Here is a 14,976-nt window from a genome sequence, read left to right on the forward strand (position 1 = left end):
TCTAAGGGCAACGCATGACCTCTACCAGCCGCAAATCAGCATACCGCCAAGGGGTCATCGACAGTAGCCCGTTCATTTTGGTCATCATCCCGTTTTCCACCCTGTTCGGCGTGCTTGCAACCGAAGCAGGGCTGAGCGTGTTTGAAACTCTCGCGTTTTCGGTTGTGGTGATCGCAGGAGCCGCGCAATTCACCGCGCTGCAACTGATGCAGGAAAATGCGCCGACGGTTGTTGTGCTGATCTCGGCGTTGGCGGTGAACCTGCGGATGGCGATGTATTCGGCCTCGCTGACCCCCTACATCGGCGCCGCCCCGCTGTGGCAGCGGGCGCTTTGCGCCTATATGACCGTCGACCAATCCTATGTGGTGGGCGTGTCGAAGTTCGAGGCAGAGCCGCAGATGACGGTGCCCGAGAGGGTCAGTTATTTTCTGGGTGCGGTCACGCCGATCGTGCCGCTGTGGTATCTGTTTACGTTGGTGGGTGCCGTATTGGGCGCACAGGTGCCAGACAGTTGGGCGCTGGATTTTGCGATTCCCATCACCTTTTTGGCCATGATCGCGCCCATGTTCCGCACCGCGGCGCACGTGGTGGCCGCTTTGGTTGCCGTTGTCGTCGCCATTGCGGCGGCTGGTGTGCCCTACTCGCTGGGGCTGATCATCGCAGGTATCGCGGGCATGATGGCAGGCGCGCAGACAGAGCTTTGGCTTGAACGGCGGGGGAGACCGACATGATTGAGACAGGCACACTGTGGACCGTCATCATCGTGCTGGGCTTGGGCAGTTTTGGTATGCGGTTTATGTTCACGGGGTTGGTCGGCAACCGCGCCATGCCCGACTGGCTGTTGCGGCACTTGCGCTATACTGCGGTGGCGATCCTGCCCGCACTTGTGGCCCCCCAGGTGATATGGCCCGCGGCCACAGACGGCGCGTTTGATTTGCCCCGCGTTGCGGCAGCAGCGGTCACGCTGACCGTCGGATTGTTCACAAAGAATGTGTTGATGGCGATCTTTAGCGGGGCGGGAACGCTCTATGGGTTGCTGTATCTACTGGGATAGATTGGCGACGCCGTCGCGCACATTGCCCGCGTCATCTTCAAAATGTTTGGTGGTTTTCACATTTGGCAACGCTTCGATCTGGGCCATCAGTTTAAGCGGGTAAAACCCCTGCTTGATCCCCTGAAAGCCCGGAATTTGCCGCAACAATCCCGATGTCGCATTCGCGCAGAACGCGCTTGGCACCGGACCATTGGCCTGTACCAGTTGCAGCGCACGGGCCGCTTGGGCAGGTGTCACCGCAATCTCCTGGCGCACCACGTGGAACTCCATCCGCGCATGGGCCGAGATATATCGCTCGATCCACGCAGGCGTCATGCCGTACAGGACATCACCGCGTTCGGGCAGGTCCTCATGCTCGAACGAGCCTGCGGGGTCGAACAAAACCGATTGCGTGCTTTCCACCAACAGCGCCGAATGTGCCCCCGCGCCCGAGCGGTTGTTGATCATGGTGATCAACGTCAGACGCGGCGGTCCGCTGTTTTGGTAAATCGCCTGCTCGATCTCGGCGGCGGGCGATTCTTTCCCCTTCTCGGAGCAGCCGGCAAGAACGGCAGCGGCCAGCGACAGTGCAAGAAGAGGTTTGATCATACCGATAACGCCTGACTAGCGGGCGAAAACCGCCATAAACAAAAGGATACCGATGATTACGATAGTCGCACGCGTGACGAAAGTAACAAACCCGTTAAATGTCTTTTCGTGGACTTTGGTGTCCATGCTGCCATGCTCATGTTCTGCCATGGGATGCCCCTTTTGTCTGTTTGGCTACGTATCGCGCAGCAGTTACGGTATTTTGCGCGTTGTGTCACGCTGGATTCGGGAAATCTACCTAAGATGCCGCAGTTATGCGTCGCCCTGCTCTAGGTCCTCGATCAACTTGAAACCGATGCGGTTGGGCGCGCTGGCCTCGCGCGGCTTTGGCAGGGCGCGCAGCACCACGCTGAGTTGGCTGACGTGCTGGACCAGTTGCATTTTGGCTCCCGTAGGGTCGGCGCCGTAAAACGTCACGATGTCAGGGTCGAAATAGCCCATTCCTTCGATCTTGAGCACACCTGCATCCGTGCCCGCAAAGCCCATGGCAACCTCGTGGTCCTCGTCCAGACCTTCCTCGAATTTCTTGAGGTAAAGCACCGTGCGTTCATAGGCCCATTGCGCGGGCGTTTTCTGCGCGACGGGTTTGTCGCTGACGCGTTTCGGCACGGCCTGATCTTTGGCGTTGGGTGCGTCGGGGTCTGTGTGAACCTCATGCGCACGCGGCAGCGCGCCTGCCTCGGCGGCTTCTGCCGTTGTCTTGATCTGATCGCCCATGTGCTACCCTTTACTTTGATACAGCCACGCGCCGTCCTCGCGCAATGTGCGCGTGGCCAGCCCTGTTTGGTGAAGGTGGCTCAAATGCGCGAAGGCTTCAACCAGTGCGAGGCCATATTCCCCCTCACCTATCGCTCTTTTGAACAGGGGTGAGAAAACCTCGCCTGCGGATTTGGGCGTGTCGATATAAGCGGCAAGCCGTTTCAGCGCGCTGTGGTGATTCTCGATCAGCTGTTCCATCCGTTTGGGCAGACCCGTAAAGGGCAGCTTGTGACCGCCCAGCACCAGATGATCGGCCCGCGCCAGAGGCGCGAGACGTTCGCAGGCCTCCAGCCATTCGCCAATAGGGTCGGCCATAGGCTCGGTCGGGTAGACGCCAACATTCGGGCTGATCGACGAGAGGATCTGATCGCCTGAAATCACCAGATTGTCGTCACGGCTCCAGAAGGTGGCGTGTTCGGGCGCGTGGCCGTTGCCCATGTGGATGTCCCAAGTGCGCCCGCCCATTGCGATCGTGTCGTCCTGTTTCAGCCGCCTGAAGCCCAGCGGCAGCGGGGCCACGATGTCGGCAAAGTTGAACGGGCGGTCGGCGGCACGTTTGGCGTAAATCTCGGGCGTCATGCCTGCCGTGCGGTAGAAGGCAAGGCTTTCCTCGGGCGGGGTTTCCTGCACATCCAGCGTCAGCATCCGCGCCGTCAGCCATGCGGTGCGGGTCGTCGCCAGCTCGGCCCCGTGTTCGGATTGGAACCAACCGGCGAGGCCGATGTGGTCGGGGTGGTGGTGGGTTACGACAACGCGGCTGACAGGTTTACCGCCCAGGGGGCCTGCCATGATCTCGGTCCAGATCGCTTTGGTCTTTTTCGACGCAAAGCCCGTGTCGATGATGGTCCAGCTGTCGCCCTCGTCCAGCGCGTAGACGTTGACGTGGTCCAGCTTCATCGGCAGCGGCAAACGCAGCCACAGCACACCGGGGGCGACCTCGATCGCTTCCGATCCGCTAGGCGGGGTATCCCACGGGTAACGCAAGCCTTGGGGGGGAGTATCGGCCATTATCTAGTCGCCTTTATTGTGCAAGTTCTTCGGCTGTCAGCGCATAGAGGTCTTCAGCCCCTGCCTGCGCATGGGCCAGCATCGCCGTGTGTTCGGGCAGCATCCGCTGGATGTAGAAACGCGCCAGTTTCTCACGCGCACCGCCACGGTCGGCCAAGGCCGCCATCAGATGCAGATGTGCACCCAGCACCCGCGCAAAGGCGTGCAGGTAAGGCACCGCACCGGCAAAGCGTTCCTGTAGGTCGTTCTGCGCCACCAGCCATTCGGTCGCCTCGCGCATGCTCTCGGACGCGTTCCAGACATCGGCGGCCAGACGGGGGAAGACAGCGCGGGCGGCCTCCACATCCTCTTCGATCTCGTCGAGCAGAGCCATCGCGGCCTCGCCGCCGTCCATCATCTTGCGGGCCACAAGGTCCATCGCCTGAATGCCGTTGGTGCCTTCATAGATCGCCGTCACGCGGACATCGCGGCAGAATTGCGCGGCGCCTGTTTCCTCGACAAAACCCATACCGCCATGCACCTGAAGGCCCATGTCGGCCACAGCGATACCCGTATCGGTGCCAAAGGCTTTGGTAATCGGCGTCAGCAGCGCAGCCCGCGCAATCCACGCCTGCGTGCCTGTGGCGTTGGCCATATCAATCGCCACCGCATTGCTGGCCGCGATGGCGCGGGCGGCGAAAATATCGGCTTTCATTGTGGTCAGCATCCGGCGCACATCCGCATGGCCAAGGATGCTATCCTTGACCGCTGGCGCGCTTGTCTTGCCCTGTTTGCGATCCTGCGCATAAGCCAGCGCGTGCTGGTACGCCGCTTCGGCCACGCCGATCCCCTGCTTGCCCACACACAGCCGCGCATTGTTCATCATCGTGAACATCGCATCCATGCCGCGTTGCTCTTTACCGACCAGCCAGCCTGTGGCCCCGTCATATTGCATCACACAGGTAGGAGAGCCGTGCAGCCCCATCTTATGCTCAAGACTGACAACGCTGACACCGTTGCGCTTGCCCGCATTGCCATCCGCATCGGGCAGCAGCTTGGGCACCAGGAACAGGCTGATCCCCTTTACGCCCGCTGGCGCATCGGGCAGCCGCGCCAGCACCAGATGGCAGACGTTCCCGCCCAGATCATGATCCCCCCACGAGATGTAAATCTTCTGCCCTGTCACCGCATAAGTGCCGTCGCCATTGTCCACCGCCTTGGTCGTGAGCGCGCCCACGTCCGAGCCCGCCTGCGGCTCTGTCAGGTTCATCGTGCCGGTCCATTCACCGCTTGCCAGCTTGGGCAGGTAAATCTCTTTGAGCGCGTCACTCGCGTGATGCTCAAGCGCCTCGATCTGGCCTTGGGTCAACATCGGAGCCAGTTGCAGTGACAAACACGCGCCGCTCATCATCTCGCTCACTGCGGCGGTCAGCGCCATGGGCAGGCCCATTCCGCCATACTCGGGGTCCGCCGACATGCCGACCCAGCCGCCTTCGGCGATTGCACGGTAGCCCTCCGCAAACCCGTCCGAGCACCGCACAACGCCGTTCTCCAGATGCGCGGGATACAGATCACCATTGCGTTGCAGCGGGGCCAAGACCTCTTCGCACAGCTTGCCCGCCTCGGTCAGGATCGCGGCGGTCACGTCCTGCGTCGCCTCGGCAAAGCGGTCCGTTCCGCGCACCTTATCCAACGCCACAACATGCTCGAACAGGAAATTGTAGTCTTCAACCGGCGCACGATACGTCATAAGAGCCTCTCATACATATGGGTCTGGCCACGCATAGCCACCCTTTCAATGGTGCAGACGACCTTACGTTTGCGCAACCAGAACGCGGCGTCATTGCAATATCTACAGGAGCAGGCCATGACACAGTCCACCCGACACCTGCAAGCCACAGACGCAGGCATTGCCCGGGCTGCTGCCTTTTTGGACGCAGGCCAAACCGTCGCCTTCCCGACCGAAACGGTCTATGGATTGGGCGCAGATGCCCGCAACGGCACAGCGGTGGCTGCGATCTATGCAGCAAAGGGCAGACCCGCTTTCAACCCGCTTATCGTGCATCTGGCAGATGCGGCGACTGCACAAAATCTGGTCTGGTGGAGCGCCGATGCACAGATTTTGGCAGATGCCTTCTGGCCCGGCCCGCTGACGCTGGTGCTGCCTTTGCGCGACGGTCACGGCCTGTCGTCTCTGGTCACTGCGGGCCTGCAAACCGTAGGCTTGCGCGTGCCAGCAGGAGTTGCGGCAGGCGCCTTGCTGCGGGCATTTGACGCGCCGGTGGCTGCCCCCTCCGCCAACCCATCGGGACGGATTAGCCCGACAACGGCGGATCACGTCATGGCAGGGCTCAGCGGCAAAATTGCAGCGGTCCTCGACGGCGGGCCCTGCACTGTCGGCGTTGAAAGCACCATCGTTGGTTGGCAAAATGACGCGCCTGTCCTCCTGCGTGCAGGCGGCGTGCCGTCCGAAGCCGTCGAGGCAGCCCTTGGCCGCCCCCTCCAAACGCCCGACAGCAACGAAATCACAGCGCCAGGTCAGCTGTCATCACACTATGCCCCGCGCAGCAGCGTCCGTCTGAATGCGGCCCAAGCGCAGGAGGACGAGGTTTTGCTGGGCTTTGGCCCTATTGACGGCACACTCAACCTTTCACCCACCAGCGATTTGGCCAAGGCGGCAGCAAATCTTTTCGATCATCTGCACAAGCTCGACGCGACGGGCCAGCCTATTGCTGTCGCCCCGATTCCGCATCACGGGCTTGGCGCAGCCATAAACGACAGACTTGCCCGCGCCGCCGCTACGCGCGACCAGCCGCCCCCGACAGGCTAACCGGATCAATCCCGATACTGCGCAGCGCCGCCTCCCACAGCTGCGCGGCCTGCGTGCCAAAAACCAAATCATGGCTTGCCGGCGCGGTCAGCCAGCCATTAGCCGCAATCTCCCCATCCAACTGCGCGGGCCCCCATCCGGAATAACCCAGCGCAAAGAGAAACGGATCAGGGCCCCGCGCCGCCCCGATATCGTGCAACACATCTTGCGTCACGCTCATGACATAGCCACCGGGGATCAGCATGGTTTTATCGGGCAATCGCGTCTTGTCGGTATGCAGGACAAAGCCGCGCTCTGTCTGGACAGGCCCGCCGATATGCACAGGCGCATCCAGCGGCCCGCCTGCGGCGTCCATATCCATACGGTCCAACACCTCGCGCAGGCGCATATCCGGCACAGGCTTGTTCAAAATGATGCCCATCGCCCCCTCGTCCGAATAGGTGCAGATCAGCACAACAGAACGGTCAAAGCGCGGATCTCCCATGCCAGGCATCGCAATCAAAAGCTGCCCCGTCAGATCCATCACAGCGCCCTCCTTCCGACTAGACACATACTCTGGCCTTGGCCGCACAGACCTGCAAGCCCGATCAGCGAAACATGGCTGACTGACTTGTGACTTGGCAAAACCCGAACGGCAGGCCACATAAGGCCCATGATAAAACACATCCTCTGCGCGACAGCGATGTTTGCCGCTGCGACAACCGCCCACGCTGGCGATCCGTTCACCGCGCCAGTCACGGCCGAGCTACTTTCGGGGTGGCAGCAGGCCGATGGCACCAAAGTCAGCGCAATCCGGCTTACGCTAGAAAAGGGGTGGAAAACATATTGGCGCGTGCCCGGCGATGCCGGCATCCCACCACAGTTCGACTGGAGCGGCTCGCGCAATCTGCAAGACGTCTCCATCCGCTGGCCCGCCCCAAAAGTATTCGTGCAAAGCGGTATGCGCTCGGTCGGTTACGCGAACGAGGTCACGCTGCCCCTGATGATAGATGCAAAACGCCCGAACCGGCCCGTAAAGATCAACCTGCAAATGGACATCGGCGTGTGCAAAGACATCTGCGTGCCCCAACGGCTCACACTCAAAGGCACCGTTGACCCCCAAAGCACAACCCCCACCCCCGCCATCGCTGCCGCCCTGGCCGAACGCCCCTACACCGCAGGTGAGGCAGGCGCCGCAACAACCACCTGCGCCCTGACCCCCACAACAGACGGGCTGTCCATCACCGCCACCCTCACCTTGCCATCGACAGGCGCATCCGAACACGTCGTGATCGAAGCAGGCCGCAGCGATGTCTGGATGTCCGAAGCCTCAAGCCGCCGAAGCGGTAACACCTTGACAGCACAGGCCGAAATGGTCCCGACAACACCCGGCGCACTTGCGCTCAACCGGTCAGAGATGCGCTTTACGGTCGTGGGCAGCAACCATACGGTCGACCTGCGCGGCTGCACGCCAGGCTAGCGCCAAACCCCTATGTTTTCTCGCCCTAAATCCTACGGGGGAATTGATCCTAACAGGGTCAAGGGGGCTGCCCCCCGCGCAAGGGCCAAGTCAGCCGCGCGCCGATCTGCGGACTGCAAAGGCAACAGCTCCCGCCAAATACCCCGATAGTGCTGCCACCCCAGCGCCAAACGCAAACAACAAGAACGCTGCCGACATAACAGGCATCTCCGACACCTGCGGCACAACGTCCGTGATCGCGGCAGGCAATGCCCCATGCCACGCCGCATATCCCAACGTCACAGCCCCCCACGCAAGGATGAGCGCCCAAAGCGCCACCAGCCCCAGTTGCAGCCCCCGCGCAGGCGCACGCAACCCGCGCCGCATAGCGGCAATCTGGCGCGCCACGTCGTGTTGCGCCGCGACCAACGCGGGCACCACCAAAAGCACCAGCAACATCCCGAACCCCAGCCCGTAGACCAGCGTAATAATGGTGGGTTTCAAGAATTGCGCCTGCTGGCTGCGCTCGAACAACAAAGGCGCCATGCCCAGAACGGTCGTCAGCGTGGTCAGCATCACAGGCCGCAGCCGATCCGCCGCGCCGTCGATGATCGACGGGATCAGCCCCCGCTCTGCCGCGTATTCGTCGATCGTTGTGACCAAGACGATAGAATCGTTGATGATAATCCCCGTCATCCCCAACAGGCCCACAACCGTAAACATGCTCAACGGCACATCCCACACGTTATGCCCATAGATCGTGCCCACCAACCCGAAAGGAATGATCGCCATCACGACCAAAGGCCGCGTCCAGCTGCCAAAGACCCAAGCCAGCACCAGAAAGATTCCCGCCAGACACAGGATCAGCCCCGTCATCGCATCGTTGAGAAACTGGTCTTCCTGCTCGCTCAGCCCTGCCAGACGGTACTCGACCTGCTGCTCGGACGCGATGCGCGGCAGGATATCTTCGGCCAGTGCCTTGCCGATCTCGGCGGCGCGGGCGGGGTCGTCTTCGGAGATATCGCCTGTGACCGAGATCAACCTGATCCCGTTTTCCCGCCGCACCGTGCTAAAGCCTGTGCGCTGCTGCACGCTGACGATATCGCCCAGCGCCACGTAATCCCCCGCCGCCGTGCGCAGCTGCGTGCGGTCCAGAAAATCCGCCGTCAGCTCGCCCTCGGGCAGCTCAACCCGTATCGTGGCCGAGCGCGGCCCGTCGGGGTAACTCGCCGCCTCGATCCCGCCAAGACGGTTGCGCAGCACGCGGCCTAGCTGGTCAATCGTGAACCCCAGCGCCAAGCCCTGCGGCGTCAGATCAAGGATCAGCTCTTCCTTGTCATAAGCCAGATTATCCTCGACCGCGCTGACTTCGGGGTATTGCAACAAGGCACGTTGCAAGGCCTCGGACGCATCTTTGAGCGTTTGCGTCCCCGCCCCGTAGAACTGCACATCCAGTGCATCGCCACCGGGGCCGGACCGCCAGCCGCGAAAGCTCACCGTCTCAACCAGCGGGTGGTTGATTACCTCGTCTTGCAGCTGTGCGACAAAGGCAAAGCTGGAATAGGGGCGCAGATCGGCGTCGATCAGCTCGATCGAGATACCGCCCAGCAGATCACCGTCCTTGCCATCCGCCGCAGACAGACCGCGCCCGCCGTTGCCGCCGACTTGCGCCATCACGTAATCCAGCGGATTGGTCCCGTGCTCCCCCTCCAGCCGTTTTGCCACAGCGTCCGTGGCGCGCTGCATCTCGCGCATCATGGCAAGGGTATCGCTGCGGGTGGCACCTTCGGCCATGATGAAATTACCCGTGACCGATCCACGCTCGGGCGCGTTAAAGAACCGCCATTGCACATCACCACGGATGAACACCGCAACCTGACTGGCCAGCACCGCCAAGACGCCCGCCAATACGACATAGCGTGCCGCGATCACACCCGCCATGAAGGGGCGGAACAGCCTCTCGCGGACCCAGACAAAGCCGTCGTTGATAACGTAGGACGGCGTATCAATCCCGTGCGTCCCCATCAGCGTTACCGCACGCCGCAAAGCGCCGCGCCGCGCCGCCATGACACCGATCAACAACGCCGCAATCACAAATGGCACCGCGCCTGCAAAGGCCAGATACCCCTCGTAGGAAAACTCTGTCTCGGCCCCGCCGAGGCGCAATACCGCGTAAGTGCCCGCAAAGATCACCGCACAAAGCAACGCGCTGACAACCAGCGCAGAAACAATGCCCCCCACAACCAGCTTTCCGACCGAGAATCTGGCGCGGTTCTGCGCCCCCTCCAGCGCCGATTTCATGTGGTGCGGCAGGATCAGGAAACACTCAACCAGTGACGCCAGCAACACGGCGATAACGGTAAACGGAATATCGCGGATCAGGTCGCCAAACCGCCCGCCCACAGCGACCAGCCCGAAAAAGGCGATCAGCGTGGTCAGCGTGGCGGCAAACACGGGCATCGCCATGCGCTGCGCGGCACCCTCGGCGGCCTCTGCCGCGCTCATCCCGCCAAGGCGGTAGCGGTGGTCGGCGTGTTCGCCCACCACAATCGCGTCATCCACAACAATACCCAGCGTGATGATCAACCCAAACAGCGAGATCATGTTGATCGTCAACCCGCCCGCATACATCAGCGCAATCGCCGCCCCCATCGCCACAGGTATCCCCGCCGCAACCCAGAAGGCCGTGCGCGCATTCAGAAACAGAAACAACAGCGCGACAACAAGGCCCAGCCCCATCAGCCCGTTATCCACCAAAAGATCAAGCCGTCCCGAGATCGCTGCGGCCCGCGTGCGGATCAGCTCGACCGTGACGCTGGACGGCAGGCTGGCTTGCAGCTCGGCGGCGACCTTCTCCACGTCTTCCTGAATACCAATCGCGTCGCCACGGTCCGACCGATCCACCCGCACCGTCATCGCAGGATCGTCACCGACAAAAAAGCCCATGTCGCGGTCCACAGTCTGCGCCCGCACAATCGCCACATCGCCGATTAACAGCTTGGACCCGTCAGGGTTGGACCGCAGCGTAATCCCGGCGATCTGCTCGGGCGTGCGTTTGGCCGTGCCGGTGCGCACGCGGGCATTTGCCCCGTCCACATCACCCGCCGGATCGGCATCTACCTCTGCCGCAATCGCCGCCGCGATCTGCGCCATGGTCACGTCATAAGCAATGAGCTTGGCCGAGGGCACCTCAACCAATGTCTGTGGAGAAGCGATACCGCGAATGGTGGTGCGGGTCACGCCCGCCGCGAACAGGCGGGTGACGAATTCATCGGCAAACCGCGCCAACTGCTCCGGCCCGACTTTGCCGGTAATCACAACATCCGTGACACGGTCGCGCCATGCGCCGCGCCGCACCGTGGGGTCCTCGGCCTCTTCGGGAAGGGTCGTGATCGCATCAACTGCCGTCTGCACATCGGCTGCGGCGCGGGCCATGTCCCAATTCGGCTCAAACTCCAACCCGATCAGGCTGCGTCCCTCGCGGGAGGTGCTGTCCGAGCTTTCAACCCCTTCAACCGCCAGCAATGCTGTCTCAAGCACCTGGCTGATCGCCTCGTCTACGTCTTCGGCGCCTGCGCCTTCCCAAACGGTGGTGACACCCACATTATCAAGAATCACATCGGGAAAGAACTGCGCCCGCATGTTGGGCGCGGCACTTAGCCCCGCCAGCACAAGCAAGACCAGCAACAGGTTCGCAAGCGTTTTGTGGCGCGTGAAATAGGACAGGATGCCGCCTGCCGACTTCGGGATTGCACGCGCCATGGTCTAGCCCCCCATCCGACTCTCGATCCGCGCCACCGTGCGTGCCGAGACTTGGGGTTTGGCGAGCTGCGACAGCACCCGCGCTTTTGCCTCTTTGGGCATCCGTTTGTTGGCCTCCACAAAAGCAACCAACTTGGCGCGACGCTCCTCGCTCAGCTCAAGCATTTCAGGTTCTTCGGGCGTCTGTGCCGTGGCCCCTTTGCGCAATGGTTTGACCGAGATTCCAGCCCCCAACAGGGGCGAGCGTGCCTCGACCACTTCGCGGCCCGCAATGTCCCCGCGCACCAGAACCGCATCACCCTGACGACGCAGGATCGTGACGGTCCCGGCCTCCAGCCGGTTTTCGGCATCCAGCAGCAACACACCGCCCGTCGCATCCACGGCCGACGCTGGCAGGCGGATGACATCGCTCAGCGCGGGTTCTTGCACTTCTACGGTCACAAAATCACCGGGCTTGAACCCCGCCGCGCGGTCAAGTGCCGCAAATACCAGACGTCCCGTCTGCCCCTCACCCGTCGCCGCAGAGGTACGGGTGATGCGCCCCTGTACGGCAATATCAATACCGGCCACGTCCAGAATGACGGATACCTGCGCTTTGACAATCGCGCCGTCCGCGTCCAACAACCGCGCAAATTGCGCGGTGGACAGGCGGAACGACACTTCCAGATCGTCAGGGTCAATCAACTCTGCCAACCGCTCGTTCGCGGCGACAAGACGGCCCTCGACCACGGCGGTGGCGCTGAGCCTGCCGTCAAAGGGCGCGGTGATGACGGTGTCATCCAACCGACGCTGTGCCTCGGCCAATGCGATTTCAGCACGGGCTGTGCGGGTCGCGGCCAGATCGACCCGTGCTTCGGCTTGCGCCAATGCCTGCCGCCGTGCCAGTACCGCCTGCCGCGCAGCCGAGGCCGCAAGCTCGGCCGTTTCTGTAGCGGCGGCTGTCCCCACACCGCGGGTGGCCAGATCACGCTGGCGCTGCGCGGCGCGGATCCTCAGATCGGCCTGCTCTTGTGCGGCGGCGACTTCGTCGCCTGCAAGGGTCAGACCGCGTGCAGCATCGCGGGCTTCGGCTTGGGCATCGGCCAGATCGCTTTGGCTGCGCTCAAACGCGGATTGCGTATCGGCAGGGTCGAACCGCACCAGCACATCACCCGCACGTACCGTGCCGCCCTCTTCAAACCCTTCGGCAAGCTCCATGACGCGGCCATTTTCGGGGGCGCGCAATTCAAGCGTACGTCGGCTTGCCACCTCACCAAAGCTTTGCAGAACAGGGGTTTCGGTTGTGGCCTGCGCCGCGACCACATTGACGGTAAACACACGTTCACGCGCAGGCGGGGCCACCGATTGATCCGCCATGCGCGTCTGCACCGCGCCGCCAATCATCTGCACCGCCCATACCAGCATACCCAGCGCTATCGCCGCCATAAACAGGCCGATCATACTTTGTCTTAGAAAGCGCATTTTCTATCCGTATCCAGTCACCTGCCCTTACTTTAGGGCCGCACACACCATTGCCAACAAAGGATATACGCTTGGGATGCGAATTTCCGTCACTATTTCATGAATTTATTTTACTTGTCGCTCATTTTCTGCGGTGATGTTCGTCCAGCCGTGGCAGGATCTCAACAAAGTTGCAGGGACGGTGGCGATAATCCAACTGTTTCACCAGGATTTCGTCCCAGGCATCCTTGCACGCGCCGGGACTGCCGGGCAGCGCAAACAGATAGGTGCCGTTCGCAACACCGCCCGTGGCCCGCGATTGCACGGCGCTTGTCCCGATCTTTTGCATCGAGACAATGGTAAAGACCGTACCGAAAGCGTCAATTTCCTTTTCATAAACATCGCGGTGGGCCTCGACGCTCACATCGCGGCCCGTCAGGCCCGTACCCCCCGTGGACAGCACCACATCAATGGCCGGATCAGCGCACCACGCCCGCAACTGCTCCGCAATCTGGTCGCGTTCATCGGGCAAAATCTTGCGCTCGGCCAGCGTATGACCTGCTGCTTCCAGACGCCCGACCAACACATCGCCCGAGCGGTCCTCGGCCAATGTGCGGCTGTCAGAGACGGTCAGCACGGCGATGTTCACCGCGATGAAGGCTCTTGTCTCGTCCATCTTGCTCATTTCCTACTCCATCACCGCAAGCCGTGCGGCCAATGCGCCATAAATGCTGCCCGTGACATAGCCCAAAACCTTGCTGGATTTCACCAGTTTGGCCCCCAAAGTGCCCGCAAAGCTGCCGACCAGACCGTTTATGATAAAGCCGCCCAGCGCGATCATCCCGCCAAAGGCCAGAAATTGCGCGAATACGGGGCCTGCCTCTGGCACAACGAACTGAGGGATAAACGCAAGGACGAACCAGATCACTTTAAAGTTGCTCAAATTCGTCAGAAGCCCCGCGACGAACGCCCTGCGCGGACGCATCCCTGTGCCCGTTGCGCGGGCACCCGTGCTGCGAAAGGCCTGAACCGCAAGTAACAGCAAATAGGCCACGCCGATCCAGCGGATTACCTCAAAAGCCCAAGGAAACGCGGCAATCACCGCGCCCAATCCCAGCCCTGCGATGGTTACATGGATCAAAGACCCCAAACTGACCCCCGCGCTGGCCGCCCAGGCAGAGGCCCGCCCCGAACGCATGCCCTGCGCAAGGCACAGCATCATATCTGGTCCCGGCGTCGCATTCAGCGCCAAGGCCGCCGGCACAAAGGCCACGAGAACCACAAGATCAATCATTTATCCACAGCCGCTTTCAAGCTTAACAGATCAGCCCAAGCCTCTCGCTTTGCTGCGGGATTCTTCAACAGTGAGGCGGGGTGCATCATCGGCAGCGCAGGTTTATCCACAGCCTGCGCCCACTTGCCCCGCAACCGCGAGACGCCGGTTTTGCCCAGCAACGACTGACAGGCGCCATTGCCCATGATCACCAACACCTTTGGGTTGGCCAAGGCGATGTGACGTTCCAGAAACGGTTTCATCATCGCGATCTCGTCGGGTTTTGGATCACGGTTCGGGGTGCGCCACGGCAAAACACTGGTGAGGTAGATCGGCGCAGCCGCCTGCCCCCGCCCCATCCCTATCGCGGCAAACATCCGATCCAGCAACTGCCCCGCAGCGCCGACAAACGGCTTGCCCTGACGGTCTTCATCGCGGTCCGGCACCTCGCCGATAATCATCACAGGTGCGCCGACTACGCCGTCTGAAAACACCATTTTTCGTGCGCCGCGTTTCAGATCGCACAGCTCGAACGCGGCCATTGTGGCCCGCAATGCCTCAACACTATCCGCGCTGTTGGCGGCGGTGCGCGCTTCTGCCACGGCGTCGCGCTTGACCTCGGCCACGGGGCCACGGGTCAGATGCGGTTTGGCCTCGGGTTGCTTGGCGGGCTTGGCCAATTGCTCGGGCAAGGCATAGCGGTCGACGGGCGCATCACCGATGCACTCATCCGCGCCCAGCTCTATCTGCCACTCCAACAACGCGTGGGCCGTATGATAATCCACTGATTCCATTGTGCCACTTTACGCGCCCTGTCGCAGGATCAAAATGCCCCTTACGCCTTC

15 protein-coding genes are annotated in these 14,976 nt (G+C 61.8%); 4 read left to right on the forward strand and 11 right to left on the reverse strand.

The features are described 5' to 3' along the window. Nucleotides 1-14 precede the first annotated feature (14 nt). Nucleotides 15-731 (forward strand): AzlC family ABC transporter permease, encoded by a 717-nt coding sequence (locus ABMC88_RS01670; RefSeq protein WP_349575096.1) that lies wholly within the window; start codon nt 15-17, stop codon nt 729-731. Continuing rightward, nucleotides 728-1,054 carry an AzlD domain-containing protein gene (locus tag ABMC88_RS01675; RefSeq protein ID WP_349575097.1) on the forward strand — a complete coding sequence of 109 codons (327 nt, stop codon included), beginning with the start codon at nt 728-730 and terminating at the stop codon, nt 1,052-1,054. Before ABMC88_RS01670 ends, ABMC88_RS01675 begins: the two co-directional genes overlap by 4 nt. Here the strand turns inward: ABMC88_RS01675 and ABMC88_RS01680 are convergent. From ABMC88_RS01680 to ABMC88_RS01700, 5 genes are all read right to left on the reverse strand, one after another. After that, entirely contained in the window at nt 1,043-1,642 is a 600-nt protein-coding gene (locus ABMC88_RS01680; RefSeq protein ID WP_349575098.1) for a hypothetical protein, read from the reverse strand. The genes ABMC88_RS01675 and ABMC88_RS01680 overlap by 12 nt on opposite strands. A 15-nt stretch (nt 1,643-1,657) precedes the next feature. Beyond that, a complete protein-coding gene (locus ABMC88_RS01685; protein WP_349575099.1) occupies nt 1,658-1,792 on the reverse strand; it encodes an aa3-type cytochrome c oxidase subunit IV in 135 nt (44 codons plus the stop codon). A gap of 102 nt (nt 1,793-1,894) precedes the next feature. Beyond that, complete coding sequence (locus tag ABMC88_RS01690) at nt 1,895-2,359, reverse strand: DUF6173 family protein (protein ID WP_349575100.1); 465 nt, start codon at nt 2,357-2,359, stop codon at nt 1,895-1,897. Nucleotides 2,360-2,362: 3 nt separating this feature from the next. After that, nucleotides 2,363-3,409 carry an MBL fold metallo-hydrolase gene (locus ABMC88_RS01695; RefSeq protein ID WP_349575101.1) on the reverse strand — a complete coding sequence of 349 codons (1,047 nt, stop codon included), beginning with the start codon at nt 3,407-3,409 and terminating at the stop codon, nt 2,363-2,365. 13 nt (nt 3,410-3,422) lie between these two features. Then, on the reverse strand, nt 3,423-5,138 hold the full coding sequence (locus tag ABMC88_RS01700; protein ID WP_349575102.1) for an acyl-CoA dehydrogenase: 1,716 nt from the start codon (nt 5,136-5,138) through the stop codon (nt 3,423-3,425). A 117-nt stretch (nt 5,139-5,255) separates the two neighbouring features. Here ABMC88_RS01700 and ABMC88_RS01705 point away from each other — a divergent pair, with 117 nt between their 5' ends. Continuing rightward, nucleotides 5,256-6,218 carry an L-threonylcarbamoyladenylate synthase gene (locus ABMC88_RS01705; protein ID WP_349575103.1) on the forward strand — a complete coding sequence of 321 codons (963 nt, stop codon included), beginning with the start codon at nt 5,256-5,258 and terminating at the stop codon, nt 6,216-6,218. On the opposite strand, the gene ABMC88_RS01710 is transcribed toward ABMC88_RS01705, so the two are convergent. Then, nucleotides 6,187-6,741 carry a YqgE/AlgH family protein gene (locus ABMC88_RS01710; RefSeq protein WP_349575554.1) on the reverse strand — a complete coding sequence of 185 codons (555 nt, stop codon included), beginning with the start codon at nt 6,739-6,741 and terminating at the stop codon, nt 6,187-6,189. The genes ABMC88_RS01705 and ABMC88_RS01710 overlap by 32 nt on opposite strands. A 129-nt stretch (nt 6,742-6,870) precedes the next feature. On the opposite strand from ABMC88_RS01710, the gene ABMC88_RS01715 reads away from it, so the two are divergent. Then, nucleotides 6,871-7,677, forward strand: a complete 807-nt coding sequence (locus ABMC88_RS01715) for a protein-disulfide reductase DsbD domain-containing protein (protein WP_349575104.1) — start codon at nt 6,871-6,873, stop codon at nt 7,675-7,677. Between the two features lie 90 nt (nt 7,678-7,767). Here the strand turns inward: ABMC88_RS01715 and ABMC88_RS01720 are convergent, their stop codons facing one another. The 5 genes from ABMC88_RS01720 to ABMC88_RS01740 form a co-directional block, all read right to left on the reverse strand. Continuing rightward, nucleotides 7,768-11,418: an efflux RND transporter permease subunit gene (locus ABMC88_RS01720; RefSeq protein ID WP_349575105.1), complete on the reverse strand. Its 3,651-nt coding sequence runs from the start codon at nt 11,416-11,418 to the stop codon at nt 7,768-7,770. 3 nt (nt 11,419-11,421) lie between these two features. Then, a complete protein-coding gene (locus tag ABMC88_RS01725) occupies nt 11,422-12,879 on the reverse strand; it encodes an efflux RND transporter periplasmic adaptor subunit (RefSeq protein ID WP_349575106.1) in 1,458 nt (485 codons plus the stop codon). Between the two features lie 121 nt (nt 12,880-13,000). After that, nucleotides 13,001-13,543, reverse strand: a complete 543-nt coding sequence (gene moaB / locus ABMC88_RS01730) for a molybdenum cofactor biosynthesis protein B (RefSeq protein ID WP_349575107.1) — start codon at nt 13,541-13,543, stop codon at nt 13,001-13,003. 3 nt (nt 13,544-13,546) lie between these two features. After that, complete coding sequence (locus tag ABMC88_RS01735; protein WP_349575108.1) at nt 13,547-14,152, reverse strand: LysE family translocator; 606 nt, start codon at nt 14,150-14,152, stop codon at nt 13,547-13,549. Beyond that, nucleotides 14,149-14,925 (reverse strand): uracil-DNA glycosylase, encoded by a 777-nt coding sequence (locus tag ABMC88_RS01740; RefSeq protein ID WP_349575109.1) that lies wholly within the window; start codon nt 14,923-14,925, stop codon nt 14,149-14,151. Before ABMC88_RS01740 ends, ABMC88_RS01735 begins: the two co-directional genes overlap by 4 nt. Nucleotides 14,926-14,976 lie beyond the last annotated feature (51 nt).

This window comes from Sulfitobacter aquimarinus (assembly GCF_040149565.1).
Lineage (GTDB): Bacteria > Pseudomonadota > Alphaproteobacteria > Rhodobacterales > Rhodobacteraceae > Sulfitobacter > Sulfitobacter aquimarinus.